23 protein-coding genes and 1 tRNA gene are annotated in these 25410 nt (G+C 68.0%); 13 read left to right on the top strand and 11 right to left on the bottom strand.

What is annotated here, in order from left to right; all coding sequences use genetic code 11:
- Positions 1-65 precede the first annotated feature (65 nt).
- The 5 genes from uraH (at position 66) to MMF98_RS14470 (ending at position 5344) form a co-directional block, all read left to right on the top strand.
- On the top strand, positions 66-416 hold the full coding sequence (gene uraH / locus MMF98_RS14490) for a hydroxyisourate hydrolase (protein ID WP_243307060.1): 351 nt from the start codon (positions 66-68) through the stop codon (positions 414-416).
- A gap of 20 nt (positions 417-436) precedes the next feature.
- A complete protein-coding gene (xdhC, locus tag MMF98_RS14485; protein WP_243307407.1) occupies positions 437-1261 on the top strand; it encodes a xanthine dehydrogenase accessory protein XdhC in 825 nt (274 codons plus the stop codon).
- A 202-nt stretch (positions 1262-1463) separates the two neighbouring features.
- A complete protein-coding gene (locus tag MMF98_RS14480; protein ID WP_243307059.1) occupies positions 1464-2702 on the top strand; it encodes a urate hydroxylase PuuD in 1239 nt (412 codons plus the stop codon).
- Between the two features lie 89 nt (positions 2703-2791).
- Positions 2792-3922: an ABC transporter substrate-binding protein gene (locus MMF98_RS14475; protein WP_243307057.1), complete on the top strand. Its 1131-nt coding sequence runs from the start codon at positions 2792-2794 to the stop codon at positions 3920-3922.
- 105 nt (positions 3923-4027) lie between these two features.
- Positions 4028-5344, top strand: a complete 1317-nt coding sequence (locus MMF98_RS14470; RefSeq protein WP_243307055.1) for a glycerate kinase type-2 family protein — start codon at positions 4028-4030, stop codon at positions 5342-5344.
- A 127-nt stretch (positions 5345-5471) separates the two neighbouring features.
- On the opposite strand, the gene MMF98_RS14465 is transcribed toward MMF98_RS14470, so the two are convergent.
- From MMF98_RS14465 to MMF98_RS14455, 3 genes are all read right to left on the bottom strand, one after another.
- Complete coding sequence (locus tag MMF98_RS14465; protein ID WP_341481304.1) at positions 5472-6440, bottom strand: PDR/VanB family oxidoreductase; 969 nt, start codon at positions 6438-6440, stop codon at positions 5472-5474.
- Between the two features lie 19 nt (positions 6441-6459).
- Positions 6460-7650 carry a Rieske 2Fe-2S domain-containing protein gene (locus tag MMF98_RS14460; protein WP_243307053.1) on the bottom strand — a complete coding sequence of 397 codons (1191 nt, stop codon included), beginning with the start codon at positions 7648-7650 and terminating at the stop codon, positions 6460-6462.
- A gap of 240 nt (positions 7651-7890) precedes the next feature.
- Positions 7891-7975 (bottom strand) — tRNA-Leu (locus tag MMF98_RS14455).
- A 42-nt stretch (positions 7976-8017) separates the two neighbouring features.
- On the opposite strand from MMF98_RS14455, the gene cysM reads away from it, so the two are divergent.
- Together cysM and MMF98_RS14445 are read left to right on the top strand one after the other, a co-directional pair.
- Positions 8018-8920 carry a cysteine synthase CysM gene (gene cysM / locus MMF98_RS14450; protein ID WP_243307052.1) on the top strand — a complete coding sequence of 301 codons (903 nt, stop codon included), beginning with the start codon at positions 8018-8020 and terminating at the stop codon, positions 8918-8920.
- A 68-nt stretch (positions 8921-8988) separates the two neighbouring features.
- Entirely contained in the window at positions 8989-9513 is a 525-nt protein-coding gene (locus MMF98_RS14445) for an NUDIX hydrolase (RefSeq protein ID WP_243307051.1), read from the top strand.
- Between the two features lie 111 nt (positions 9514-9624).
- Here MMF98_RS14445 and MMF98_RS14440 read toward each other — a convergent pair whose 3' ends face one another.
- Complete coding sequence (locus MMF98_RS14440) at positions 9625-10614, bottom strand: tripartite tricarboxylate transporter substrate binding protein (protein ID WP_243307050.1); 990 nt, start codon at positions 10612-10614, stop codon at positions 9625-9627.
- Positions 10611-12032 carry an amidohydrolase family protein gene (locus tag MMF98_RS14435; protein WP_243307049.1) on the bottom strand — a complete coding sequence of 474 codons (1422 nt, stop codon included), beginning with the start codon at positions 12030-12032 and terminating at the stop codon, positions 10611-10613. The genes MMF98_RS14440 and MMF98_RS14435 overlap by 4 nt, the downstream gene beginning before the upstream one ends.
- A gap of 483 nt (positions 12033-12515) precedes the next feature.
- Between MMF98_RS14435 and MMF98_RS14430 the strand changes: the two genes are divergently transcribed.
- Entirely contained in the window at positions 12516-13574 is a 1059-nt protein-coding gene (locus MMF98_RS14430; protein ID WP_243307048.1) for a LacI family DNA-binding transcriptional regulator, read from the top strand.
- A 62-nt stretch (positions 13575-13636) separates the two neighbouring features.
- Positions 13637-13864, top strand: coding sequence for a sulfurtransferase TusA family protein (locus MMF98_RS14425; protein ID WP_243307046.1), 228 nt, complete (start codon positions 13637-13639; stop codon positions 13862-13864).
- 47 nt (positions 13865-13911) lie between these two features.
- On the opposite strand, the gene galU is transcribed toward MMF98_RS14425, so the two are convergent.
- Complete coding sequence (gene galU, locus MMF98_RS14420) at positions 13912-14799, bottom strand: UTP--glucose-1-phosphate uridylyltransferase GalU (RefSeq protein WP_243307044.1); 888 nt, start codon at positions 14797-14799, stop codon at positions 13912-13914.
- A 108-nt stretch (positions 14800-14907) separates the two neighbouring features.
- On the opposite strand from galU, the gene MMF98_RS14415 reads away from it, so the two are divergent.
- Positions 14908-15909 (top strand): NAD(P)-dependent oxidoreductase, encoded by a 1002-nt coding sequence (locus MMF98_RS14415; protein ID WP_243307043.1) that lies wholly within the window; start codon positions 14908-14910, stop codon positions 15907-15909.
- 83 nt (positions 15910-15992) lie between these two features.
- Here the strand turns inward: MMF98_RS14415 and MMF98_RS14410 are convergent, their stop codons facing one another.
- From MMF98_RS14410 to MMF98_RS14390, 5 genes are all read right to left on the bottom strand, one after another.
- A complete protein-coding gene (locus MMF98_RS14410) occupies positions 15993-18875 on the bottom strand; it encodes a valine--tRNA ligase (RefSeq protein ID WP_243307041.1) in 2883 nt (960 codons plus the stop codon).
- Positions 18876-18944: 69 nt separating this feature from the next.
- Positions 18945-19133, bottom strand: a complete 189-nt coding sequence (locus tag MMF98_RS14405) for a DUF2783 domain-containing protein (protein ID WP_243307040.1) — start codon at positions 19131-19133, stop codon at positions 18945-18947.
- Positions 19130-20845 (bottom strand): FAD-dependent oxidoreductase, encoded by a 1716-nt coding sequence (locus MMF98_RS14400; protein WP_243307037.1) that lies wholly within the window; start codon positions 20843-20845, stop codon positions 19130-19132. Before MMF98_RS14400 ends, MMF98_RS14405 begins: the two co-directional genes overlap by 4 nt.
- 110 nt (positions 20846-20955) lie before the next feature.
- Complete coding sequence (locus tag MMF98_RS14395) at positions 20956-21936, bottom strand: Bug family tripartite tricarboxylate transporter substrate binding protein (RefSeq protein ID WP_243307406.1); 981 nt, start codon at positions 21934-21936, stop codon at positions 20956-20958.
- 88 nt (positions 21937-22024) lie between these two features.
- A complete protein-coding gene (locus MMF98_RS14390) occupies positions 22025-22642 on the bottom strand; it encodes a VOC family protein (protein ID WP_243307035.1) in 618 nt (205 codons plus the stop codon).
- 272 nt (positions 22643-22914) lie between these two features.
- Between MMF98_RS14390 and MMF98_RS14385 the strand changes: the two genes are divergently transcribed.
- The 3 genes from MMF98_RS14385 to MMF98_RS14375 all read left to right on the top strand — a co-directional run bounded on the left by MMF98_RS14385 (position 22915) and on the right by MMF98_RS14375 (position 25404).
- A complete protein-coding gene (locus MMF98_RS14385; protein ID WP_243307033.1) occupies positions 22915-23337 on the top strand; it encodes a rubrerythrin family protein in 423 nt (140 codons plus the stop codon).
- Between the two features lie 101 nt (positions 23338-23438).
- Entirely contained in the window at positions 23439-24806 is a 1368-nt protein-coding gene (locus MMF98_RS14380) for a (Fe-S)-binding protein (protein WP_243307031.1), read from the top strand.
- A 13-nt stretch (positions 24807-24819) separates the two neighbouring features.
- Positions 24820-25404, top strand: coding sequence for a DUF3501 family protein (locus tag MMF98_RS14375; RefSeq protein ID WP_243307030.1), 585 nt, complete (start codon positions 24820-24822; stop codon positions 25402-25404).
- Positions 25405-25410 lie beyond the last annotated feature (6 nt).

Genomic DNA, 25410 nt, shown 5'->3' with positions numbered 1-25410 from the left:
TTTTGTCGACCGCCCGTTGAGTCCGGCGGATTCACCTCTTTTTTACTTTTCCCGAAAGGCGCGCGATGGGCTTGAGCACACATGTACTGGATACCATGCACGGCTGCCCCGCGGCGGGCATGGCCGTGGCGCTGTACACCACGCACGGCGACGACGCCACCCTGGTGCGGCGCTTCGTGCTGAACCACGACGGCCGCAGCGACGGCCCGCTGTACGACAACGCCAGCCTGCAGAAGGGCACCTACCGGCTGGTGTTCGACGTGGCGGGCTACTTCAAGGCGCGCGGCGTGGTGCTGCCCGAGCCCAACTTCCTCAACCGCGTGAGCCTGGACTTCGGCATCGCCCACACCGACCAGCACTACCACGTGCCGCTGCTGGTCAGTCCCTGGAGCTATTCCACCTACCGCGGCTCCTGAGGCCGCATCGCGCCATGTCCATGCGCCACACCGAGACCCTGCTGCGCCTGCTGGCGGCGCAGCCGGCCGTGCTCGTGACGGTGGAGTCGGTGCAGGGCTCGGGCCCGCGCGAGGCCGGCGCCTGGATGGCGGTGTTCGCGCAGGAGGTGGTCAACACCATCGGCGGCGGCAACCTCGAGTTCCAGGCGATCGACGAGGCGCGCGCGCTGCTGGGCTCGGCGGCGGCCGATGCGGCCCTGGCAGCCAATACGGCCGTGTCCCGGCGCTACCCGCTGGGGCCGGGCCTGGGCCAGTGCTGCGGCGGCGTGGTGCACCTGCGCTTCGAGCCGGTCGATGCCTCGCAACTGCCGGCGCTGCGCGAGCGGCTGTCGCGCGGCTTTCCGCCGGTGGCCCTGTTCGGCGGCGGCCATGTGGGCAAGGCGCTGGTGCAGGTGCTCGGGGCCTTGCCCTTCAGCGTGACCTGGATCGACAGCCGCGACGAGATCTTTCCGGCCGAGCTGCCGTTCAACGCGGTCTGCGAGCACTCGGACCCGGTGCAGGCCGCCGTGCCGGGCCTGGCACCCGGCACGCGCGTGCTGATCATGAGCTTCAGCCACGCGGAAGACCTGGACGTGGTCGCCGCCTGCCTCAGGCGCCTGCGCGTGCAGGACGACCTGCCCTACATCGGCCTGATCGGCAGCAAGACCAAGTGGGCCACCTTCCGCCACCGGCTGGAGCAGCGCGGCTTCGGGGCCGCCGAGCTGGCCCGGGTCACGAGCCCGATCGGCGTGCCGGGCATCTCCGGCAAGGAGCCCGAGGTGATTGCCGTGGCCGTGGCGGCACAGTTGTTGCAACTGCGATCCTAGGGTTTGTCCGGAGTCGTTTTCTGCACTGGGAGCTGTCGGGAGGTTCAAAAAGTGTATACACTTTTGGTGAACAGGTCGCAGCGGAGCTGGGCGCCCATCGGCGTCCTTGTTCGCGGCCGAAATTCTGCTCAGAGCGCCCGCAGTGGTGAGCAGGTTGGAAAACGACGCTGCCGCGCCACGGCATCGTGAAAGTTGAGAACACATGGAAAGCTATCTTCTCGACTGGGCCAACCTGCTGCTGCGCTGGGTCCATGTCATCACCGCCATCGCCTGGGTCGGCTCGTCCTTCTACTTCGTTTTTCTCGACAGCAGCCTCACGCCGCCGGTCGACGACGACCTGAAGAAGCAGGGCGTCAGCGGCGAGCTGTGGGCGGTGCACGGCGGCGGCTTCTACCACCCGGTCAAGTTCAACGTCTCGCCGCCGCAGTTGCCCAGGCATCTGCACTGGTTCTACTGGGAGAGCTACAGCACCTGGCTGTCGGGCTTCTCGCTGTTCACCGTGTCCTACCTCTGGAGCGCCAGCACCTACCTGATCGACAAGTCGCGCATGGACTGGTCGCCCGGCGCCGCCATCAGCGTGGCCGTGGCGTTCCTGGTGGTGTTCTGGATGCTGTACGACAGCATCTGCCAGCTCTTCGGCAAGCGCAAGAACGGCGACGCCATCGTCGGCGCGCTGGTGCTGGTGCTGGTCTGCGTGGCGTCCTGGCTGGCCTGCCACTGGTTCGCCGGCCGCGCCGCTTTCCTGCTGGTGGGCGCGATGATCGCCACCTCGATGAGCGCCAACGTGTTCTTCTGGATCATTCCCGGCCAGAAGAAGGTGATCGCCGCCATCAAGGCCGGCCAGCCGGTGGACCCGATCCACGGCCAGCGCGGCAAGCAGCGCAGCGTGCACAACACCTACTTCACGCTGCCGGTGCTGTTCGCGATGCTGAGCAACCACTACAGCTTCACCTACACCCATCCGCAGAACTGGCTGGTGCTGATCCTGATGATGTTCGCGGGCGCCGCGATCCGCCAGTTCTTCGTGATGCGCCATGGCTGGAAGCTCGGCCGCAACCGCCATCCGCTGCCCTATGCCCTGGTGGGCGTGGCGGTGATCGCGGGCGCCATCTTCTGGATGGCGCCGGCGCCGCAGGCCGCTATGAATTCTGTAGCAGGTAATGACCAGGGGGCGCGGACATCGGCCGCCAAAAACACCAAAATCGGGTTCCAGGAGGTGCAGCCGGTGCTGGCCCAGCGCTGCTACATGTGCCACGGCGCCCAGGTGCAAATGAAGAACGTGCGCCTCGATTCGCCCGAGCAGGTGAAGCAGCACGCGCAGGCCATCTACCAGCAGGTGGTGGTGACGAAGATCATGCCGATGAACAACGCCACCGGCATCACCGACGCCGAGCGTGCGCTGATCGGGCAGTGGTTCCAGGGCGGCGCCCGGACCGAATGAACCGGCCGTAGGTGGTTCCCACAGTGCGGTAGCGGCCAATGTCCCCTATGGTGTGCGATTCGGGTTCGAGTCAAAACGAGGAGACATACATGTTGCAAGTCCGACCCTGGGTCTGGAGAGCCGTTGGGGGCATGGCGCTGCTGGCGTCGCAGTGGGCGGGAGCCGCCCAGATCGTGGTGGCCCAGGTGGCGCCGCTGACGGGGCTGGACGCCAACCAGGGGCGGGCCTATTCCGCGGGCATGCAGCTCTATTTCAACCAGGTCAACAAGGCCGGCGGCGTGAACGGCCACACCTTCACGCTGGTGCGCAAGGACGACGGCGGGCACACCGAGGACACCCTCAACGGCACCCGGCAACTGCTGGCCGACAGCCGCCCGATGGTGCTGGCCGGCTACTTCGGCAGCCGCAGCGTCGCCGAGCTGGTGAGCTCGGGCCTGCTGGAAAAGGAAAAGATCGCCCTGGTGGGCTACCGCACGGCCGAGATCCGGCCCGAGGTGCCCGGGGTCTACAGCGTGCGCGCGAACCTGCGCGACGAGATCAACAAGATCGCCGAGCACCTCGTGACGGTGGGCATCAACCGGCTGGGCCTGTTGTACGAGGAGGGGCCCGGCGCCGCGGCGCTGGTCGCGGCGGCCGAGGACACCATGAAGCGCACCGGCGCGCGGATCACGGCCAAGGCCTCCTATCCCGCGGGCACCGCCAGCGTCAAGAAGGCGGTTGACGTCTTCATGGCGGCGCAGCCGCAGGCCATCATCATGGTGGCGTCGGGCGCCGCTGCCGCGGGCTTCATCGAGCAGTACCGCAGCGCGGGCGGCGCGGCCCAGCTGTTTGCTCATTCGGGGGCCGACATCGAGCAGCTGTCCAAGCGCCTGTCGGAGGAGCAGATGCAGGGCGTCGCCATCGCCCAGGTCACGCCCAGCCCCTACAAGATCGCGGGCCGGCTGGCCAAGGAATTCAACGACACGGTGACCAAGGCCGGCAACCTGGAGGTGCCCGTGAGCTACGCGATGATGGAAGGCTACATCGCGGCGAAGGTCATCGTCGAGGCCGTGCGGCGCATGGGCGCCAAGCCCAGCCGCGAGGGCATGCCGGCCGCGCTCGACAGCATGGACAACGTCGACCTCGGCGGCTACCTCATCGGCTACCGCCCCGGCATGCGCTCGGGCTCGCGCTTCGTCGAGCTGTCCATCATCAGCGGCACCGGGCGCATCCGCCAGTAAGCGCGGTTGTTGCGGCGCCTCCGTCGCGCAGCATCAGGGCAGTTTTGACCGCAGCGTGGAGTTACCGGCGGGTTACGAAGGCACAATCCGCGGTGGAGACACGCAATGACCGCCCCCAACCCCGCCGCACAGCCCCGCCAGTTCCTCGAATACCTCTACCAAGTCGCCGTGAAGCGGGCCCTGCCGCTGCACAACACGGCGGCCTGCCTGCCGCCGCCGCCCAAGGGCCGCACCCTCGTGCTGGGCGCCGGCAAGGCCGGCGGCTCGATGGCGCATGCGGTGGAGGCGCTCTGGCCGGCCGATGCGCCGCTGGAGGGCCTGGTGGTCACCCGCTACCACCACACGCCGCCGCGCCCCGAGGGGCTCAAGCAGCGCATCGAGATCGTCGAGGCCGCGCACCCCGTGCCCGATGCCGCCGGGCGGGCCGCCGCCGAGCGCATCCTGGCCCTGACGCAGGGGCTGACGAAGGACGACCTCGTGCTGTGCCTGATCTCGGGCGGTGGCTCGGCCCTGCTGACGCTGCCGGCCGAAGGCCTGACGCTCGAAGAGAAGCAGCGCATCAACAAGGCGCTTCTGGAGAGCGGTGCCAACATCGCCGAGATGAACTGCGTGCGCAAGCACCTGTCGCGCATCAAGGGCGGGCGGCTGGCGGCGGCCTGCGCGCCGGCGCAGGTGGTGACGCTCACCATCAGCGACGTGCCGGGCGACGACCCCTCCATCATCGCCAGCGGGCCGACGGTGCCCGACGCCACGTCCTGCGCCGAGGCCGTGGCCGTGCTGCAGCGCTACGGCATCGCCGTGCCGGGCGCGATCATGAGCCTGCTGGAGCAGGGCGCGCTGGAGACACCCAAGCCCGGCGACGCGGCCTTCGCAGGCCATGCGGTCCACCTGATCGCCACGCCCCAGCAGTCGCTGGAGGCCGCCGCCGAGGCCGCGCGCGCGGCAGGCCTCGACGCCCACATCCTGAGCGATGAAATGGAGGGTGAGTCGCGCGAGGTCGGCAAGGTGCATGCGGCGCTGGCGCGGGCCGTGGCGCAGCGGGGCCAGCCGTTCGGCAGGCCCTGCGTGATCCTGAGCGGGGGCGAGACCACCGTCACGGTGCGGCCGCTGCCGCCCGGCGCGGCCCGGGGGCGGGGCGGGCGGGCCGGCGAATTCTGCATGGGCCTGGCGCTTGCGCTGCAGGGCCAGCCCGGCGTCTGGGCGCTGGCGGCGGACACCGACGGCATCGACGGCGTGGAAGACAACGCCGGCGCCTTCGTCGCGCCCGACACGCTGCAGCGCGCACGGGCCGCCGGCATGAAGATCGACGCCTACCTGGACCGCAACGACGCCTACGGCTACTTCCAGCCGCTGGGCGACCTGGTGGTCACCGGGCCGACCCACACCAACGTCAACGACTTCCGGGCGCTGCTGATCCTGTAGCCCAGCGACTGACGCGGCGCGGCCCTTTTGCCTGTTTTCAGATCAAAAACAGGCGGATGTCCGCATCCCGCGGTCATCTTCTGCTATCAAAATGGAAGCGGCCGGCCCGTACCGGGCTGGCGCGCCGTCACAGATCGAGCACCAGGCGCTCGCCCTGGCTGCGCGAGCAGCAGATCATCATGGTGTCGTTCGCTGCCTGTTCGGCGGGCGAGAGGATGCTGTCCTGGTGGTCCACCGTGCCGGCCAGCACGCGCGTCTCGCAGGCGCCGCAGATGCCTTGCTCGCAGGACGAGGCCACATCGATGCCGGCTTCCTTGAGCGTGTCCAGGATGCTCTTGCCGCCCGGCACCACGACCACGCGCGCGGAGCGCGCCAGCTCGACCACGAACTCGCCCTCGGCCGACAGCGCGGTGCGGGCCTGGAAGCGCTCCACATGCACCTGCGCGCGCGGCTGCTGGCGGGTGGCGGCCTCGAAGGCGTCGAGCATCGGGCCGGGGCCGCAGCAGTAGAAATGGGTGCCGGGCGCCTGCCGCTCGGCGATGGCCTGCAGGTTGAGCCGCTCGCCCGGATGCTCGTCGTCGAAGAAGAAGTGCGCCTGCGGCAGGGCCTGCAGCTCGCGCAGGAAGGCCGCATCGGGCCGCGAGCGGCAGGCGTAGTGCAGCTCCCAGGAGCGGCCCTGCGCCTGCAGCGCCTGCACCATGGACCAGACCGGCGTGATGCCGATGCCGCCGGCCACCAGCACGCTGTGGCCGGTGGCCTCGGGCGCCAGCGGGAAGTTGTTGCGCGGCTCGCTGATCAGCAGCGTCTGGCCGACGCGCGCCGACTCGTGCAGGTAGCGCGAGCCGCCGCGGCTGGCCGCATCGCGCTTGACGGCGATCAGCAGGCACTGCGGGTCGTCGAGCCGGTGGCTGACCAGCGAGTACTGGCGCGCCAGCCCGCCGGGCAGCACCACGTCGATGTGGGCGCCGGCGTCGGCCGCCGGCATCGGCTGGCCGTCCAGCCGGCGGAACTCGATCAGCAGCGTGTCGCGCGCGGCGTAGCGGATCGATTCCAGGCGAGCGGGGAATGGCCCGGGGGCGGGGGAAGGGGTAGTCATGGTCATGCGGTGTCAGGCCCTAGCCCTTGCGGAAATAGTTGCCGGCGGGCACGCGGACCAGGTCCTGCGCGGCGTCGAAGATCAGGCCGGCCGGGTCCTGGCCGTCCTGCACGGCCTTGATCTGGCGCGCCAGGGTGCGCCGCAGCATGGCCACGCCCTTGTCGCTGGTGGCCAGGTGCTCCTCCGAGTGCTGCGTCACCGGGCCCTGGCCGACCTGGGCCTCCCAGTCGCCCGGGTACATCTGGCGCTCCTCGGGCGTCATCTTGGACCAGGGCCGCAGGTTGGGGCTGCGCGGCAGCCGGTCCACGCTCTCGGGCACCTTCATGATGATGCACAGGCGGTGGTTGGTGTCGTCCACCGGCACCACCCAGCCGACGCCGCCCGACGGGCCCTCGGTCAGCTGCACGTTGGGCACGATGCGCACATAGGGGAACATGGCCACGGTGATGCGGTCCATCTCGCGCCCGTCGTCGAGCTTGCGGTAGGCCGTGTACTGCATGCCGCTGCCGGTGTACTCCCAGTTCACGCTGGGCATCACGCCCATCTCGGGCACGAACTGCACGCCGCTGAAGCTGGTGTGCAGGATCGGGATGTGGAACGGGTCCATGATGTTCTCCCACTCCTGCAGCCAGTTGCAGGGCACCAGCTCCACGTCGTCGTCGCCGCCCGCGTAGAGGCTGGAGTGCGTCACCAGCAGCTTGTAGCCGGGCTCGACCTGCTCCAGGATGTCCCAGCGCGGCAGCACGGGCATCCTGTCGGGCGGGCCCATGTAGGCCCACACCATGCCGTAGCGCTCCTGCAGCGGATACCAGGGCTGGCGCACCTTGTCCTTGTGCTGGCCGCCGCCGGGCTCGCAGGGCTGGTCCAGGCAGTGGCCCTGCACGCCGAACAGCCAGCCGTGGTAGCAGCAGCGGATGCCTTCGGCCTCGACCTTGCCGTAGAACAGCGAGGTGCCGCGGTGCGCGCAGCGCGGATAGAGCAGGCCGGGGCGGCCCTTGCCGTCGCGGAAGATGATGAGGTCCTCGCCCAGGATGCGGATGTTCTGGGGCGTCGCGGTGACGCGCTCGGACAGCGTCACCGGATGCCAGTAGCGCCGCATGAACTCGCCGCAGGGCGTGCCCGGGCCCACTTCCGTGAGCAGGGCGTCATGCGTCGGCGGCTTGCGGCCATAGGCCATGCCAGAAAGATCGATGGGTACCCAGTCTGTCACCGTGTTCTCCTTCTCCAGTCGGTCATCACATCAGGGGGCCTGGCCAGGCAGGCCCGCGCCTTGGGCGGCGTCGGGCGATGTTAAATCAAAATTGACCGTTTGGTCAAACCTGTTGATTCAATTTTATCGGGCACCAGGCTGGCCGGGTGCGCGCGGGCTGGCGGCGCGCATCGGCCCTGGCGGGGAGGCATGGCGAAGCGGGGTGGGAAAGGGAATGAGGATGAGAGCGCTGAAAGCGCCTGGTGCCGGAGGCCGGAATCGAACCGGCACGCCTTGCGGCGGGGGATTTTGAGTCCCCTGCGTCTACCAATTTCACCACTCCGGCACGGAAGGGAAGAGAGCCTGAAATTATGGCACAGTGCATGTCATGAACTATCCCACCATCGAAGACGCCATTGGCAAGACGCCGCAGGTGGCGCTGCAGCGCATCGGCGCGGCGGAGAACGCGAAGCGCGGCAACGTGATCCTGGGCAAGCTGGAAGGCAACAACCCGGCCGGCTCGGTGAAGGACCGGCCCGCGCTCTCGATGATCCGGCGGGCGGAGGAGCGCGGCGAGATCAAGCCCGGCGACACGCTGATCGAGGCCACCTCGGGCAACACCGGCATCGCGCTGGCCATGGCCGCGGCCATCAAGGGCTACCGCATGGTGCTGATCATGCCGGAGGACCTGTCGGTCGAGCGCGCCCAGACCATGAAGGCCTTCGGCGCCGAGCTGATGCTCACGCCCAAGAGCGGCGGCATGGAGTACGCGCGCGACCTGGCCGAGAACATGCAGCGCGAGGGCAAGGGCCGGGTGCTCGACCAGTTCGCCAACCCGGACAACCCGCGCATCCACTACGAGACCACCGGGCCCGAGATCTGGGCCGACACGAAAGGCCGGATCACGCATTTCGTGAGCGCCATGGGCACCACCGGCACCATCACCGGCGTCTCGCGCTTCCTCAAGGAAAAGAACCCGGCGGTCAGGATCATCGGCGCCCAGCCCAGCGAAGGCTCGCGCATCCCCGGCATCCGCAAGTGGCCGCAGGAATACCTGCCCAAGATCTACGACCCGCAGTACGTGGACGAGATGGTCTACGTGAGCCAGGACGAGGCCGAGGAGATGTGCCGGCGCCTGGCGCGCGAGGAAGGCATCTTCGCCGGCATCTCGGCCGCCGGCGCCTGCTGGGTGGCGCAGGAGATCGCCAAGACGGTGGAGAACGCGACCATCGTGTTCGTGGTCTGCGACCGCGGCGACCGCTACCTGTCGACCGGCGTGTTTCCCGCGTGATTTTTGAAGAAATCCGGCCGATGTCCGCACGCAGCGGTCTTTCTAAGCTATCAAATCCGTAGCAAACGATGCATGAATTCAGGTTCTGCCCGAACTGCGCCACGCCGCTGCAGTTCATCGCGCAGATGGAGGACGGCGGCGAGAAGCAGCGCCTGCGCTGCGCGGCGTGCGGCTGGACCCACTGGAACAACCCGACGCCGGTGCTGGCGGCGGTGGTCGAGTACCGCGGCAAGGTCCTGTTGGCGCGCAACGCGGCCTGGCCTGGCCGGGCGTTCGGGCTGATCACCGGCTTCATGGAGGCCGGCGAGACGCCGCAGGGCGGCATCGCGCGCGAGATCAAGGAAGAGACCAACCTGGACGCCAGCGAGCTCAAGCTGATCGGCGTCTACGATTTCCAGCGCATGAACCAGGTCATCATCGCCTACCACGCGGTGGCCGACGGCGAGGTGAGCCTGTCGCCGGAGCTGGTGGAGTACCAGCTCTACGCGCCCGAGGCCGTCAAGTGCTGGCCCGCGGGCACCGGCTACGCGCTGGCCGACTGGCTCAGGACGCGCGGCCACGAGCCGCAGTTCATGGAGTGGGCCAAGCGCTAGCCAACCCGAAAATCGGGGAAAACAGCGGAAGGTCCGCATCCGCGGGTCGTTTTCTGCTATTTATTTCATAGCGACCAGCTTTTGTGCCCGCGCGGCGCGGCCGACGCCGGCTCAGTTGGTCACCGTGATCTTCTCGTCCACGATCACCTTGGTCCAGCGCGCGATGTCGGCGGCGAGAAAAGCCTGCGCTTCGGCGGCGGAGCTGGTCCAGCCCTCGGCCGCCTGCAGGCGCAGGCCCTCCAGGATGTCGGGGCGGCGCAGCGTGGCGTGGACCATCTCGTTGAGCCGGGCCACGATGGCCGGCGGCAGGTTCTTCGGCCCGGCCAGCGCATACCAGGCGCTCACGTCGAAATCGGGCACCACGGTCTCGGCCACCGTCGGAATGGCGGGGTAGAGCGAGAACCGGTTGCGCGACGTGACTGCCAGCGGCTTGACCTTGCCGCTCTCGATGTGCGAGGACATGCCCGCCATCGAGGTGTAGATGATCGGCACCTCGCCGCCCATCACCGCCATCGCCGGGGCGCTGCCGCCCTTGTACGGCACATGCGTGAGGCGGAAGCCGCCGCGCGCCTGCATCAGCACCGCGGCCAGGTGCATGCCGCTGCCGGCGCCGCCGGAGCCGTAGTCGATCTTGCCGGGCTCGGCCTTGGCCTTCTTCACCATCTCCTGCACCGTGGCAAAGCCCGCGCTCGGCCCCGCGATGATGGCGAACGGGCTGCGCGCCACCATCGAGACCATGGTGAAGTCGTTGACCGGATCGAACGGCAGGCTCTTGTACAGCCCGGGTGCGGCCGAGTGGCCCGAGGCCATCAGGAACAGCGTGTAGCCGTCGGGCTCGCTCTTGGCCACGAAGTTGGCGCCGATGGTGCCGCCCGCGCCGGGCTTGCCCTCGACGATGGCCTGCTGGCCGAACTTCTCGGGAAACTGCGCAGCGATCAGCCGCGCCAGGTTGTCCACCGGGCCGCCCGAGGTGAAGCCATGGACGATGCGCACGGGCTTGTTCGGCCAGCCCGTGCCGGCGGCCGGCGCCTGCGCGGCCACCGGCAGCGTGGCGGACGAGAGCGCCGCGACGGAGGCGAGGGTGAATTGACGGCGTTTCATATGAAGAACTCCTCGGGTTGGGGCCCGCGCTGGACCGGGCGGGAGACGAACTGGCCTTCCTCGAACATGCGCATGCGCGAGGCGAGCAGTTCCTGCTGGAGTGCGGCCAGGCGCTGCTCGTTGAAGGTGAGCTTGCCGTTGCGCTTGACGAATTCGCCGGCCACCAGCACGTTCTCGATATCGGAGGTCTCGGCGTACATCACCACGATGTGGGCGGCATTGCCGCCGGGCAGCGCCGGGAAGATGTTCATGCCGCGGCAGTCGAACATCACCAGGTCGGCCTGCTTGCCCGGCGTGATCGAGCCGGTCTTCTTGTCCAGCCCGAAGGCCTTGGCCCCGCCCATCGTCGCCCAGTACAGCGCGTCGCGCGTCAGCGTCGAGTGCTGGGTCTTGGCCGGCCACTGGCCCGCATGCCACAGGCTGCGGTTGTCCAGCTCGCGCTGGTGCAGGAAGGCATGGCGCGTAACGGCCAGCATCGAGCTGTTGAAGTAGGGATCGCAGTCGGTGCCCAGCGATGGCATCGCGCCGTGGCGGATCAGCCGCCCCAGCATCGCCGGCTGCTCGTAGTTGAGCATCTCCGTCAGGTTCGTCGCCGTGATCGTGCAGCCCGCGTCCAGCACGATCTTGAGCTCCTGCTCGTCGAAGCAGTTGCCGTGGCCGATGTTGTGGTCCGGGCCCAGCAGGCCTTCCTTTGCCAGGCGCGGGTAGCCGTCCTCCACCACGCGCTTGCCCTTGCGGCCGTAGGTGTGGGCCGAGTTGATCAGGCCGTACTCGCGCGCCAGTCGGATGTCGTGCGCGGCCACCTCGTACTCGCCCCAGTCCGGCCCGAGGATCGCCATCGCCAGCGTGACCAGGCGGTCGTCGGAGGCCAGGCGGCCGGTGCGCAGGCGGTGGATCTCCTCGCGCGGAAACGGCTTCTTGTGGTACGGCACCTCGCCCGGGCGCTCGGGCGGCTTGACGGTGCCGCGCGCGAACACGGCGCGGATGCCGGATTCCTCCAGGGCGTCGATCGCCACGTCGGTCATCTCGGCGTCGCGCAGGATGTGGCACCAGTCGACGATGGTGGTGGTGCCGTTGCGCATCTGGTTGAGCGAGCCCAGCAGGTTGCCCAGGTACACGTCGCGCACGCCGTAGCGGGTGGCGAGGTTCTGGTGCATGTTGGCGTGGTAGTCGCGGCTGCCGACCCAGTCGCTGCCGATGCCGCGCAGCTGGTATTCCCAGGTGTGGATGTGCGCATTGACGAGGCCGGGCGTGACGATGCGGCCGCGGCCATCGATCACCTCGGCGTCCGCCACGGACAGCTTGGGCGCGACGGCTGCGATCCTGCCGTCCTCGATGAGGATGTCGGCGTCGTCGAAATCCCCGACGTCGGGGTCCATCGAGAGGATGTGGGCGTGCTGGATGAGGGTGCGTGTCATGGGTTTCCTTGAAGAGAGCGGAGGTCTGGACGGGCCGGGCTCAGGCCGGCGCGCAGGCGAAGCCGGCCAACGATCGCCGGGCGGCACCGGCTCGGGGCGGGTGGCGGGGCGCGTCATGCCATTTCAGTGCAAACGTTTGCATTTCGGTGCGAAAAGAAGGGGCGGTGATCTTTTTCATTCCTTGCGAAATCCGTGCCAGTACAGGGGTGGGGCATGATCCACACCGATGGCCACCGTGCCGGGCAGAGGCCGGTGAGACCCTGGTGGCACGGCGTGCGCACCGTGGTTCCGGGCACCGGTATCCGGGCCGGCAAGCCCGTCTGGTGTTGTTCTGGCGCATGGGTCTGGGTCGTCGAACGGGAAGTGCAAACGTTTGCACATTTTCTGCAGCGAGGCCGGGAGCGTCCATGAGGGTTTCTGCCTAAGGGGCGGGATCCGGCGCTGCGCTTCGGTGCCGGGGCGGCGTCTAGAATGGCCCGCTCCATGGCTTCCTCCTCCCGCACCGGCCCCGCCGCCGTTTCCGCCCCGGTGACCATCCGCGATGTGGCGCAGGCTGCCGGCGTGCATGTGTCGACCGTGTCGCGCGCGCTCGACCCGAGGCGGCGCAGCCTGATCAGCGCCGAAGTGCTGGCGCAGGTGGAAGCGGCCGCGCGCAAGCTCGGCTACCGGCCCAACCGCGCGGCCTCGGCCCTGCGCACCGGACGCACCCACACCATCGGCGTGCTGCTGCCGGACATCACGAACGCGGTGTTCCCGCCGATCCTCGAAGGCATCGAGGCCAGCGCGGCGTCGCGCCACTATTTCATGCTCATGGCCCATGCGGCCGACAACGGCACGGCGCGCGCCATCGTCGAGCGCATGCTGGCGCAGCGGGTGGACGGCCTCGTCATGGCCACGGCCACGCGCGACGATCCGCTGATCGACTTCGTCACGGCCGCCGGCATCCCGGCGGTGCTGGTCAACCGCGCCGACGATTCCGGCCGGCTCGGCGCCGTCGTCAGCGACGACCGGCTCGCGATGAAGCTGGCCGTCGACCACCTCGCGCAGCTCGGGCATGTGCGCATCGCGCACCTCGCAGGCCCGCAGAACCTGCCGACGGGCGTGGGCCGCCGCCAGGGCTTCGAGCAGGCGCTGCGCGACCGGGGGATCAAGCCGTCCCCCATCATCGAATGCACGGCCTACAGCCGCGACGCCGGGCGCCTGGCGATGCAGCAGCTGCTGGCCCGGCCGAAGCGTCCGCAGGCGGTGGTCTGCTGCAACGACCTGGTGGCGCTCGGCGCCTACGATGCGATGCTCGCCGCGGGGCTGCAGGTGCCCCACGATTTGTCGATCACCGGCCACAACGACATGCCGCTGGTCGACCTGGTGTCGCCGCCGCTGACCACGGTGCGCCTGCCGCACCGCGAGCTGGGCTGGCGCGCCGCCGAAATGCTGTTCGAGTCGATCGCGGGCGAGGCCGGCTCGGCCTCGACGGTGGTGCTGCGCCCCGAGCTGGTGGTGCGTGCCTCGACCGCCGCGCCCCGGGTTTTGGCCGGCCATTGATCGCGTTGCCGGAGCGGGATTGGCGGAGTGCTTAAAATTCGGGCAATCCGAAGGAATTCCTGATGAACATCGACAAAGAACTCGACACCCGCGGCCTGAACTGCCCCCTGCCGATCCTCAAGGCCAAGAAGGCGCTGACCGAGATGCTCAGCGGCCAGCTGCTCAAGGTGGTGGCCACCGATTCCGGCTCGCTGCGCGACTTCCAGGCCTTTGCCAAGCAGACCGGCAACGAGCTGGTCGAGCAGCAGACGGTGGGCGGCGATTTCGTGCACGTGCTGCGCCGCCGCTAGCCGGCGCGGCGGCGGCCGCCGCCAGACGCTGAAAACAGCGAGGAGCGCTACAGCGCCAGCGACTTGAGGTAGCTGCGAAAGCGCTCGCCCACTTCGGGGTGCTGCAGCGCCAGTTCCACCGTGGCTTCGAGGAAACCCTGCTTGCTGCCGCAGTCGTAGCGCTTGCCTTCGTACTGCCAGGCGTGCACGCCCTCGGTTTCCATCAGGCGCGCAATCGCGTCGGTGAGCTGGATCTCGCCGCCCGCGCCGCGCGGCTGGTGGCGGATGTGGTCGAACACGGCGGGCGTGAGGATGTAGCGCCCGGCCACGCCCATGCGCGACGGGGCGGCCTCGGGCTGCGGCTTCTCCACCATCTGGCGCACCCGGATCAGGCGCTCGCCCACCGCTTCGCCGGCCACGATGCCGTAGCGCCGCACCTGGGCCAGCGGCACTTCCTGCACGGCGAGCAAAGATGTCTGCAGGCGCTCAAAAACGTCTGCCATTTGTGTCAGTACCGAGGCACCGCCGGGCGGGCCGGTCATCAGATCGTCGGCCAGCAGCACGGCGAACGGCTCGTGGCCCACCAGTTTCTCGGCGCAGAGCACGGCATGGCCCAGGCCCAGCGAGCGCGGCTGGCGCACATAGGAGCAGTCCATGTCGTCGGGCTGCATCGAGCGCACGAGGCTCAGCAGCTCGTGCTTCTGGCTGGCTTCCAGCTCGCTTTCCAGCTCGTAGGCCACGTCGAAATGGTCTTCGATGGCACGCTTGTTGCGTCCTGTCACGAAAATCATGTGGCGGATGCCGGCGGCATAGGCTTCTTCCACCGCGTACTGGATCAGCGGCTTGTCCACCACCGGCATCATTTCCTTGGGCTGGGCCTTGGTGGCGGGCAGAAACCGCGTTCCAAGCCCCGCGACGGGGAAAACGGCCTTGTTGATTCTTGTGACTTTCTGCATCGACATATTCGGGAATTCCCGCTAAAGTGTTTCAAATTGAACACAAATAAGTGACGAAAGCATCACTTTACCCATCTGATCACACAGAGGACAAAGGACGATATCCGGGTGGACATCTTACTTCTTGAGGCGCTGGTACCCGAAGCGATGGCCTGGCTGGAGTCGCGCCATTCCGTGGAGTACCGCCCCGAGCTGGCCGACGATGCCAGTGCCCTGCGCAAGGCCGTCTACAAGGCCGAGGCGGTCGTGCTGCCGCGCAAGGTGGTGCTGACGCGGGAGTTCCTCGATTTCGCGCCGCGGCTGCGCGCCGTGGCGCGCCTGCACGGCGGCACCGACAACACCGACCTCGAAGCCTGCCGCGAGCGCAGCGTCAAGGTGGTCCAGGCCCTGACGGCCAATGTGCGCTCCAATGCCGAGTACCTGCTGGCCGGCCTGCTGCTGCTGTTCCGGCGCGGCATCGGCTCGTCGCTGATCGGCAACCGCCATGCCGACATCCGGCTCGGCCGCGAGCTCAACGGCAGCACCATCGGCATCCTGGGGCTGGCGCCCACCGCCCATACGCTGGCGCTGATGCTGCACTCGCTGGGCGCCAAGCTGGTCGGCTACGACCCGGCCGTGCACCACACCGCGCCGATCTGGGAGCGCCTGCGCATCCAGCCCGTCAGCCTGCCGGAGCTGATGGCCCAGGCCGACGGCGTCTCGGTGCAGGTCATGTATGCCTCGCGCTACCGCGGCTTCGTCAACGACAAGGTGCTGGCGCACTGCAAGCGGGGCCAGGTCTGGGTCGGCACCAGCCGGTCTTCGCTGTTCGATCCGCAGGCGCTGGCCGGCGCGCTCGGCGATGGCCGCATCGACGCCTGCATGATCGACGGCGCCGAGGCCGGCTTCGCCTCGCGCGGTTCGCCGCTGCATGAAGTGGGCAACCTGTTCGTCACGCCGCGGCTGGGCTCGCACACGCGCGAATCGCGCCTGCGCGCGAGCTGGTATGTGGCCCACCGCCTGCATGACGCGCTGAGCGCGCCGCCCAACCTGGATTCGGTGATCAGCGCGCCGATGGGGTTGGCGGAGCCGCCGGCGGCCCGGGAAGAGCCGCAATTCATCATTCGTTGATGAAATTCGGCGAAGGTCCAGGCGGGGCGGTCCTGGGCTGCTCCTGAAAAGATAGCAACCCGCGGCGCCGGGCGCTCAGCCTCTCAACCCAGCCGGGTCAGCTGGTCCCGCACCTTGGCCAGCGTGGCGCCGAAATCCGCCATGCGCTTGCGCTCCTGATCGATCACCGCCGGCGGCGCCTTGGCCACGAAGGCCTCGTTGCCGAGCTTGGCGGTGGCCTTGGCGATCTCGCCTTCGAGCCGCGCGGCCTCCTTGCCCAGGCGGGCCTTCTCGGCCGCGACGTCGATCTCCATGTGCAGGCACAGGTGCGCCTCGCCGACCAGGGCCACCGGGGCGGCCTGCGCGGCCGCGGCCCAGTCGGCCTCGCTGTCGAACACCTTGACCTCGCTGAGCTTGGCCAGGGCCTGCAGCACCGGCGCGGCCTCGCGCAGGAAGGCGGCGTCGCCCAGCGCATAGAGCGGCAGCCGCGCCGCGGGCGACACGCCCATCTCGCCGCGCAGGTTGCGGCAGGCATCGACCAGCGACTTGAGCTTGGCGACATGCGCGATGGCGGCCTCGTCGATCTTCTGCGGCTGGGCCTCCGGATAGCGCGCGATGCTGACCGAGTCGCCAGCGATGCCCGCGACCGGCGCCACCTTCTGCCATAGCGCTTCGGTGATGAACGGGATGATGGGGTGCGCCAGCCGCAGGATGGCCTCCAGCGTGCGGATCAAGGTGCGGCGCGTGGCGCGTTGCTGCGCCGCGCTGCCGGTCTGGATCTGCACCTTGGCGATCTCCAGGTACCAGTCGCAGAACTCGTTCCAGACGAAGTCGTAGACCGTGTTGGCCACGTTGTCCAGACGGTAGTCCTCGAAGCCTTGGGCCACCTCGGCCTCGACCTTCTGCAGCACCGAGCTGATCCAGCGGTCGGCCGGGCTGAACTGCATGTAGCCCTCGAATTCGCCGCCAGGCTGGCACTGCTCCTTCGTGTGCTCCTTCAGCCCGCAGTCCTGGCCCTCGCAGTTCATCAGCACGAAGCGCGTGGCGTTCCAGAGCTTGTTGCAGAAGTTGCGGTAGCCCTCGCAGCGCTTGCTGTCGAAGTTGATGCTGCGGCCCAGCGAGGCCAGCGCCGCGAAGGTGAAGCGCAGCGCATCGGCGCCGTAGGCGGGAATGCCCTCGGGAAACTCCTTCTGCGTGTTCTTGCGCACGGTGGGCGCGGTCTCGGGCTTGCGCAGGCCGGTGGTGCGCTTCTCCAGCAGCGGCTCCAGCGAGATGCCGTCGATCAGGTCCACCGGGTCGAGCACGTTGCCTTCGCTCTTGCTCATCTTCTTGCCGTGCGAGTCGCGCACCAGGCCGTGGATGTAGACATGCCTGAACGGCACGCGGCCGGTGAAGTGCGTGGTCATCATGATCATCCGGGCGACCCAGAAGAAGATGATGTCGTAGCCCGTGACCAGCACGGTGCTGGGCAGGTAGAGGTTGTAGTCGTCGGTCTCGCCCGTTCCCTGGTGTGGCCAGCCCATGGTGGAGAAAGGCACCAGCGCGGAGGAATACCAGGTGTCGAGCACGTCCTCGTCGCGGCGCAGCGTCTTGCCCGGCGCCTGGGCCTGGGCTTCGGTCTCGCTGCGGGCCACGATCACCCGGCCGTCTTCGTCGTACCAGGCCGGGATCTGGTGGCCCCACCAGAGCTGGCGGCTGATGCACCAGTCCTGGATGTTGTTCATCCACTGGTTGTAGGTGTTGACCCAGTTCTCGGGCACGAACGTCACCTGGCCGGACTGGACGGCGTCGATCGCCTTCTGCGCGATGCTCCGGCCCGTGGGGTCGTCCTTGCCGACCTGGCTCATGGCCACGAACCACTGGTCGGTCAGCATGGGCTCGATCACCTGGCCGGTGCGCGCGCAGCGCGGCACCATGAGCTTGTGCTTCTTGACCTCGACCAGGAAGCCCTGCGCTTCGAGGTCGGCCACCACCTGCTTGCGCGCCACGAAGCGGTTGAGGCCGCGGTATTTCGCGGGCGCGTTGTCGTTGACGGCGGCGTCCAGCGTCAGCACGCCGATGATCGGCAGCTTGTGGCGCTGGCCCACGGCGTAGTCGTTCACGTCGTGCGCGGGCGTGACCTTGACCACGCCGGTGCCGAAGGCCTTGTCCACGTAGTCGTCGGCGATCACGGGAATGTCGCGGTCGCACAGCGGCAGCTTGACCGACTTGCCGACCAGGTGCCGGTAGCGCTCGTCCTCGGGGTGCACCATCACGGCCACGTCGCCGAGCATGGTTTCGGGCCGCGTGGTGGCCACGGTCAGCGATTCGCCGCTGCCGTCGGCCAGCGGGTAGCGGATGTGCCAGAGGAAGCCGTCTTCCTCTTCGCTTTCGACCTCGAGGTCGCTCACGGCGGTCTTGAGCTCGGGATCCCAGTTCACCAGGCGCTTGCCGCGGTAGATCAGGCCCTGCTCGTACAGGCGCACGAAGGTTTCGGTGACGACCTTCGAGAGCTTGTCGTCCATGGTGAAGTACTCGTGGCCCCAGTCCACGCTGTCGCCCATGCGGCGCATCTGCGTGGTGATGGTGTTGCCCGACTTCTCCTTCCACTCCCAGATCTTGGCGACGAAGTTCTTGCGGCCCAGGTCGTGGCGGCTGGTTTTCTGCTCCTGCAACTGGCGTTCCACCACGATCTGGGTGGCGATGCCCGCATGGTCGGTGCCCGGCACCCACAGGGTGTTGAAGCCCTTCATGCGGTGGTAGCGCGTGAGGCTGTCCATGATGGTCTGGTTGAACGCGTGGCCCATGTGCAGCGTGCCCGTGACGTTGGGCGGCGGTAGCTGGATCGAGAAGGCCGGCTCGCCGGCCTTGGGCGCCTGCGTGCCGCGCCAGCCCGCGGCGGCATAGCCGCGCCGCTCCCACTCGGGGCCCCAGTGGGCCTCGATGGCGGCCGGCTCGAAGGATTTGGACAGGCTGTTGAGGCCGGGTTGCTGCAGGGTGTCGCTCATGGCGTGGACTTCAAAATGACGAACGGCACCCGCAGGTGCCGTTGGATGACCGGGTGGGAAACCGCAATTTTACTTGGGGATGTCCTTTGCCGCCTCGATGCAGGCCTGCAGCACCTTGGCGTCGCCCACCTGGTTGGCCAGCAGCAGGACGAGGCGCGCGTTGAAGAGTTCGGACTGCGGCTGGCTCAGGCCCTGGTGGGCGTCCAGCAGCTGCTCGTAGAACAGGTCCGCGTCCTGGAAGTTGAGGATGGTTTTCATGCGGCCTCCTGATCGGCGCCCAGGGATTTCTCGATGGCGCGCACCAGCGCGGCGTCGATGGCCTCGCCGGTGGCGGCCACATAGCTGTCGGGGCGCAGCAGCGCCCAGGCATGGCCGGCCAGGTGGCAGGCGCCCCGCAGGTGGCCTTCAGGGTCGCGCACATGCTCGCGCACGGCGGCCGGGTCGCCGGCGCCCAGCACCTGCACGCAGCGCACGGGCGCCGCCTGGGCGAGCGCGCGCAGGCGTTGCCGGTCGGCCGCCTCGAGGCGGCCGAACACCAGCAGCAGCAGGTGGCCGCCGGCCCATTGCAGCAGGTCGTTGACGACGCCGCGGCTGCCGTCGGCCCACTGGAAGCCCACGTTCTGCACCGACAGGCCGCCGGTGCTGTCGCAGGCGCTGGAGCGGGTGTAGGGGTTGGCCACCGCCATGCGGCCGGTGTTGACGAACTGGCGCGCGAACGGGTGCTGCTTGGCCAGGCCGATGGCGGCGTCGCGGAACAGCCGCTCCACGCCGTCGGCCGGGCGCAGGAAGCGCGCCGTGCGGTTGGTCACCAGCACGTTCTGGCGCGCGGCCTCGTGGCGTTCCTCGTGGTAGCTGTGCAGCAGCGCGGGCGCGGCCTGGCCGCGCAGCACGGTGGCCAGCTTCCAGGCCAGGTTGTCGGCGTCGGCGATGCCGGTGTTGCCGCCGCGCGCGCCGAACGGGCTGACCACCTTGGCCGAGTCGCCCATGAAGAACACGCGGCCGTGGCGCATCTGGTCGATGCACTCGCTGCGGTAGGCGTAGGGGCCGACCCAGACGATCTCCACGCCGCAGTCCGCGCCGAACTGGCGCGCCAGGCGCTCGCGCACCACGTCCTCGCGGCTCACGTAGTCGGGGTCGGCGTTGGGCGCCATCTGGTAGTCGATGCGCCAGACGTCGTCGCCCATCAGGTGCTGCCAGACGGCGCGGTTTTCGTTGAACGGCGCCTCGACCCAGGTGTGGCGCTCGGTGGGCGGGCGCTTGGTGAAGCGCACGTCGGCGATGCACCAGCGGTCGTCGCCCTTCTTGGCGGTGACCGAGGCGTTGCACCAGCGCCGGAACGGGCTGTGCGAGCCGGTGGCGTCCACCACGTGGTCGGCTTCGATGCGGTAGCTGCCGGCCGGGGTTTCCACCGTGAGCGTGGCGCCGCCGGCGTTCTGCTCGAAGGCGGTGACGCGGCTTTTCCAGCGCAGGTCCACATGGCCGAGCTCATAGATGCGCTCGACCAGGAAGCCCTCGATGTAGAACTGCTGGATGTTGATGAACGGCGGCTGGCTCGAGAGGTTGTAGGCGCTTTGCTGGCGCAGGTCGAACGAATAGACCTCGTCCTCGCCCGCGAAGGTGCGGCCCACGCTCCACTGGATGCCCTTGGCCGCGATGCGTTCGTAGACGCCCAGGCGGTGGAAGATCTCCAGCGACTTCTGCGTGTAGCAGATGCCGCGCGAGGAGGCGCCCTTGACGCCCACGGTGTTGTCCTCGTCCAGCAGCACCGCCGCCACGCCCAGCCTGGCCAGCGAGCAGGCCAGCGTGAGGCCGGTGATGCCGCCGCCCACGATCACGACCGGGTGCCGCACCACCTGGCCCGAGGCCAGCTCGGGGGGCTCGACGAACGGGTATTCGGGCAGGGTGTAGCCGGCGCCCTGGGTGAATTCGTAGCCGTTGGTAAAGGCGGTGTCGGCGTAGTTTGCAGGCATGTCAGCCTCCAGCATGCGATTTCCTTGGTTTCATGGGTCTTTTGGGCCGGATGTCCAGGCGCCCTCGTGATTGTCTGCTATCAAAAATGTAGCGATTGAGGCCGCCGCGCTCATTCCAGCGTGATGCCGCGCTCCTTGATGAGCTTGTGCCAGACGCGCGTTTCGGCGGCGGTGTAGGCCACCATCATGCCCGCGTCGCTGGGCACCGGGTCCCAGGCGGCGTCGTACAGCTTCTTGCGCACGCCCGGGTTGTTGAGCGCGGCCTGCATCTCGGCATTGAGCTTGAGCTGGACGTCCCTGGGCGTGCTGGCCGGCACCACCAGGCCCTGCCAGGCGTAAGCCTCCACGTCCTTGTAGCCGAGCTCGGCCATGGTCGGCACCTCGGGCAGCTGCGGGATGCGCTTGGCCGAGAGCATGACCAGCGGCACCAGCTTGCCGGCCTTCACGGCGCTCATGCCGCTCGAGGTATCCACCATCATCAGCGGGATCTGGCCGCCCATCACGTCCTGCAGCGCGGGCGCCGCGCCGCGGTAGGGCACGTGCACCACGAACAGGCCGGTGCGGCTCTTGAGCAGCTCCATGGCCAGGTGGTGCGGGCTGCCGTTGCCGGGCGAGCCGTAGCTGTACTTGCCGGGGTTCTTTTTGAGCGTGTCGAGCAGTTCCTTCGCGTCCTTGATGCCGGCGGTGGGCGCGGCCACGATCATCAGCGGCGCGCGCGCCATCAGGCCGATGGAGGCGAAGTCCTTGGCGGGGTCGTAGGGCAGCTTCTTGTAGAGCGCGGGGTTGTAGACCAGCACGCCGTTGTCGGCGGTGAACACGGTGTAGCCGTCGCCCGGCGACTTGGCCGTGATGTCGGCGCCGATGATGGCGCCGGCGCCCGGCCGGTTGTCGATGACGACCTGCTGGCCGAGCTGCGCCGACATTTGCGCGGCGATGGTGCGCGCCAGAAAATCGGTGCCGCCGCCGGCGGGGTAGCCCACCACCCATTTGATGGGCTTGTTCGGGAAGTTCTGGGCCTGGGCGCCGGCCGAGAGCGTGGCGGCGGCGAAGGCCAGAGCCGGCAGCAGCGCGCGGCGGACGGAAGAAATCAGACGAAGCACATTTGTCTCCTCAAAGGGATGTGGCGATGAAAACGGCCCGCGGCGCTCGCTCTGCGGCGGCTGCTCGGGGCCAACGGGCTTACCTGGGGGTGAATTCGGGCCGGTCGTTCTGCTGCGGCTTGAGCGGCTCGGCGGCCCGGCCGGCGGCGCGGTCCTGGCGCCATTGCTCCTTGCGCGCCGTCCATTCCTGGAGGCGGGCGTGCGCGGTCTTGCTTTCCTGCAGCATCTGGAACTCGTCGGCCAGCTGCGCGGTGAGTTCCAGGCGCACGCCGTTGGGGTCGAAGAAGTAGATGCTCTTGAAGATGTGGTGGTCGGTCACGCCCAGCACCTCCACGCCCTCGGCCTGCAGGCGCGCCTTCATGTCCTCCAGGGCCTGCACCGAGTCCACGCGGAACGAGATGTGGTTGACCCAGGCCGGCGTGTTGGGCGAGGGCAGGGCGGCCTCGTCGTTGCCGAGGTCGAAGAAGGCGATGAACGAGCCATCCTGCAGACGGAAGAAAAAGTGCGTGTAGGGGCAGTACTCGCCGGTGCTGGGCACCACGTCGCTCTGGATGATGTGGTACAGCGGCAGGCCCAGGATGTCTTCGTAGAAGTGCCGGGTTTCCTCGGCATCCCGGGCGCGGTAGGCGTAGTGGTGCAACTGGTGGATGGGTGCCGGCGCCGGCAGGTGGGCGACGTCTTTCAGTACAGCGGCCATGACAGTCTCCTCGAAGAGGGTGAAGATTCAACTATGCGTAATGCATTTACTATAACGTAATTGCCATCTGATGCCAATCGGGAGGCGGCCTGTCTTATTGAGAATTATTATCAATACTATCGATGCCATAGCCAAATGCAATGTCATGGATTGACGCAGCTTATTAGACGGGCCGCTCTAACACGGCTAACCTGAGACGGTCTTAGACACATGGCTCACATGGCTGTTCGAGGCGACCCAGTCAGTTTGTTCAACCCACGAAGGAGATTTCCATGGCAGCACTCAAAGGCTCCAAGACGGAACAAAACCTCAAAGAGGCTTTTTCCGGTGAATCCCAGGCCAACCGCCGTTACCTGTACTTCGCAAACAAGGCCGACGTTGAAGGCCAGAACGACGTGGCGGCGCTGTTCCGTTCCACCGCCGAAGGCGAAACCGGCCATGCCCACGGCCATCTCGAATGGCTGGAGCAGTGCGGCGATCCCGCCACCGGCCTGCCGATCGGCGCCACGCGCGACAACCTGAAGGCCGCCGTGGCCGGCGAAACCCACGAGTACACCGACATGTACCCGGGCATGGCCAAGACCGCGCGCGACGAAGGCTTCGACGAAGTGGCCGACTGGTTCGAGACGCTGGCCAAGGCCGAGCGCTCGCATGCCAACCGCTACACCCGGGCGCTGAACGAACTCGTCGATTAAGCCCACCCCCGAAGCGCCTGTCGCGCTTCCCCCTCAAGGGGGCGCCACCAGCGGCCCGGCAAAGCCGGTTCCGCGGTGGCCCCCGCAAAGGAAGAACTTCCATGGCAGCACGCGAAGGCAATCTCGAAGCCCCCACACGCCACCCCATCGACTGGAAGAGCCCGGATTTCTACGACGAAGCGGCCACGCTGCATGAGATGGAGCGCATCTTCGAGATCTGCCACGGCTGCCGCCGCTGCGTGAGTCTGTGCGGCTCGTTCCCCACGCTATTCGACCTGGTCGACGAGGGCCAGAGCGGCGAGGTCGATGCCGTCGACAAGAAGGACTACTGGAAGGTGGTCGACCAGTGCTACCTGTGCGACCTGTGCTACATGACCAAGTGCCCCTACGTGCCGCCGCACGAGTGGAACGTCGATTTCCCGCACACCATGCTGCGCGCCAAGGCGATCAAGTTCAAGAAGGGCGAGGTCACGGCCGGCGAGAAGTTCCTGGCCTCGACCGACGTGCACGGCCAGTTCGCCGGCATTCCCATCGTGGTGCAGGTGGCCAACGCCGTGAACCACACCAAGCCGGCCCGTGCCGCCATGGAGAGCGTGCTGGGCGTGGACCGCAATGCCTGGCTGCCGGCGCTGGCTACGCGCAAGTTCCGCTCCGGCGCGCCCGAATCGAAGCCATACGCCGTGAAGGACGGCGCCAAGACCCCCGGCAAGGTGGCCGTCTATGCCACCTGCTACGTCAACTACAACGAGCCCGGCATCGGCCACGATCTGCTCAAGGTGCTGGACCACAACGAAGTGCCCTACGTGCTGGTGAGCAAGGAGAAATGCTGTGGCATGCCCAAGCTCGAACTCGGCGACCTCGATTCGGTGAACGCCAGCAAGGAAGCCAACATCCCGGTGCTGGCCCGCTATGCGAAGGAAGGCTATGCCATCCTCACGGCCGTGCCCAGCTGCACGCTGATGTTCAAGCAGGAGCTGCCGCTGATGTACCCCGCAGACGCCGACGTGCAGGCCGTCCAAGACGCGATGTGGGACCCGTTCGAGTACCTGATGGCGCGCAAGCGCGACGGCCTGCTCAAGACAGAATTCCCGCGGTCCCTGGGCAGGATCAGCTACCAGATCCCCTGCCACGGCCGGGTGCAGAACATCGGCAAGAAGACCGAGGAGATGCTCAAGATGGTGCCCGGCACCTGGGTCCAGACCAACGAGCGCTGCTCGGGCCATGCCGGCACCTTCGGCGTCAAGAAGGCCTACCACCAGCAGGCCCTGAAGATCGGCAAACCGCTGTTCAAGCGCATGGCCGAGCACCCCGGCTCGGGCCAGGGCGACGGCGGCCTGCCCGACTACATCAGCTCCGACTGCCCGCTGGGCGGCCACCACATCGCGCAGGGCTTCGAGGTCAACCAGCTCGGCGCGCCCAGGCTCGAGCATCCGCTGAGCCTGGTGCGCATGGCCTACGGACTCGAATGAGGAGACTTCCCCGATGACCATCACCCGCGACAGCCTCATGACGCTCGAGGCCTACAGCAAGTACCGCAAGGAGAACAAGCCGCAGATCATCGCGCACCGCAAGCTGCGCAGCGTGCACCTGGGCGAGCACATCACGCTGCAGTTCGAGAGCGAGACCAGCATCCGCTACCAGATCCAGGAGATGCTGCGCATCGAGAAGATCTTCGAGGAAGAGGGCATCGAGCAGGAGATCGAGGCCTACGCGCCCCTGGTGCCCGACGGCGGCAACTGGAAGGCGACCATGATGATCGAGTACCCCGACGTCAACGAACGCAAGCGCGAGCTGGCGCGCCTGATCGGCGTGGAGGACCGCCTGTTCGTCGAAGTCGAAGGCCATGACCGCGTCTACGCCATCGCCGACGAAGACCTGGACCGCGAGAACGACGAGAAAACCTCGGCCGTGCACTTCGTGCGCTTCGAGTTCACGCCTGCGATGCGCGCGGCAATCCAGGCCGGCGCCTCGGTGCGCCTGGGCTGCGACCACACCCACTACCCGGCGCACATGGACATCCCGGCCGACACGCTGGCCTCGCTGGCGGGGGATCTGGCGCCGGCCTGAGGTCGC

It is taken from the genome of Variovorax terrae (assembly GCF_022809125.1).
GTDB classification, from domain to species: Bacteria; Pseudomonadota; Gammaproteobacteria; order Burkholderiales; family Burkholderiaceae_C; genus Variovorax_A; species Variovorax_A terrae.
Note: the sequence above shows the minus strand (reverse complement) of the source record. Positions and strands in the feature narration are given on the sequence as shown.

Excerpts from the sequence above, each read along its gene's own strand:
- MMF98_RS14425 (WP_243307046.1), top strand. The coding sequence starts at position 13,637 with ATGAACATCGACAAAGAACTCGACACCCGCGGCCTGAACTGCCCCCTG.
- MMF98_RS14435 (WP_243307049.1), bottom strand. The coding sequence starts at position 12,032 with ATGACACGCACCCTCATCCAGCACGCCCACATCCTCTCGATGGACCCC.
- MMF98_RS14390 (WP_243307035.1), bottom strand. The coding sequence starts at position 22,642 with ATGGCCGCTGTACTGAAAGACGTCGCCCACCTGCCGGCGCCGGCACCC.
- MMF98_RS14380 (WP_243307031.1), top strand. The coding sequence starts at position 23,439 with ATGGCAGCACGCGAAGGCAATCTCGAAGCCCCCACACGCCACCCCATC.
- MMF98_RS14430 (WP_243307048.1), top strand. The coding sequence starts at position 12,516 with ATGGCTTCCTCCTCCCGCACCGGCCCCGCCGCCGTTTCCGCCCCGGTG.
- uraH (WP_243307060.1), top strand. The coding sequence starts at position 66 with ATGGGCTTGAGCACACATGTACTGGATACCATGCACGGCTGCCCCGCG.
- MMF98_RS14465 (WP_341481304.1), bottom strand. The coding sequence starts at position 6,440 with ATGACTACCCCTTCCCCCGCCCCCGGGCCATTCCCCGCTCGCCTGGAA.
- MMF98_RS14480 (WP_243307059.1), top strand. The coding sequence starts at position 1,464 with ATGGAAAGCTATCTTCTCGACTGGGCCAACCTGCTGCTGCGCTGGGTC.
- MMF98_RS14445 (WP_243307051.1), top strand. The coding sequence starts at position 8,989 with ATGCATGAATTCAGGTTCTGCCCGAACTGCGCCACGCCGCTGCAGTTC.
- MMF98_RS14440 (WP_243307050.1), bottom strand. The coding sequence starts at position 10,614 with ATGAAACGCCGTCAATTCACCCTCGCCTCCGTCGCGGCGCTCTCGTCC.
- MMF98_RS14400 (WP_243307037.1), bottom strand. The coding sequence starts at position 20,845 with ATGCCTGCAAACTACGCCGACACCGCCTTTACCAACGGCTACGAATTC.
- xdhC (WP_243307407.1), top strand. The coding sequence starts at position 437 with ATGCGCCACACCGAGACCCTGCTGCGCCTGCTGGCGGCGCAGCCGGCC.
- cysM (WP_243307052.1), top strand. The coding sequence starts at position 8,018 with ATGAACTATCCCACCATCGAAGACGCCATTGGCAAGACGCCGCAGGTG.
- MMF98_RS14375 (WP_243307030.1), top strand. The coding sequence starts at position 24,820 with ATGACCATCACCCGCGACAGCCTCATGACGCTCGAGGCCTACAGCAAG.
- MMF98_RS14405 (WP_243307040.1), bottom strand. The coding sequence starts at position 19,133 with ATGAAAACCATCCTCAACTTCCAGGACGCGGACCTGTTCTACGAGCAG.
- MMF98_RS14470 (WP_243307055.1), top strand. The coding sequence starts at position 4,028 with ATGACCGCCCCCAACCCCGCCGCACAGCCCCGCCAGTTCCTCGAATAC.
- MMF98_RS14475 (WP_243307057.1), top strand. The coding sequence starts at position 2,792 with ATGTTGCAAGTCCGACCCTGGGTCTGGAGAGCCGTTGGGGGCATGGCG.
- MMF98_RS14410 (WP_243307041.1), bottom strand. The coding sequence starts at position 18,875 with ATGAGCGACACCCTGCAGCAACCCGGCCTCAACAGCCTGTCCAAATCC.
- galU (WP_243307044.1), bottom strand. The coding sequence starts at position 14,799 with ATGCAGAAAGTCACAAGAATCAACAAGGCCGTTTTCCCCGTCGCGGGG.
- MMF98_RS14385 (WP_243307033.1), top strand. The coding sequence starts at position 22,915 with ATGGCAGCACTCAAAGGCTCCAAGACGGAACAAAACCTCAAAGAGGCT.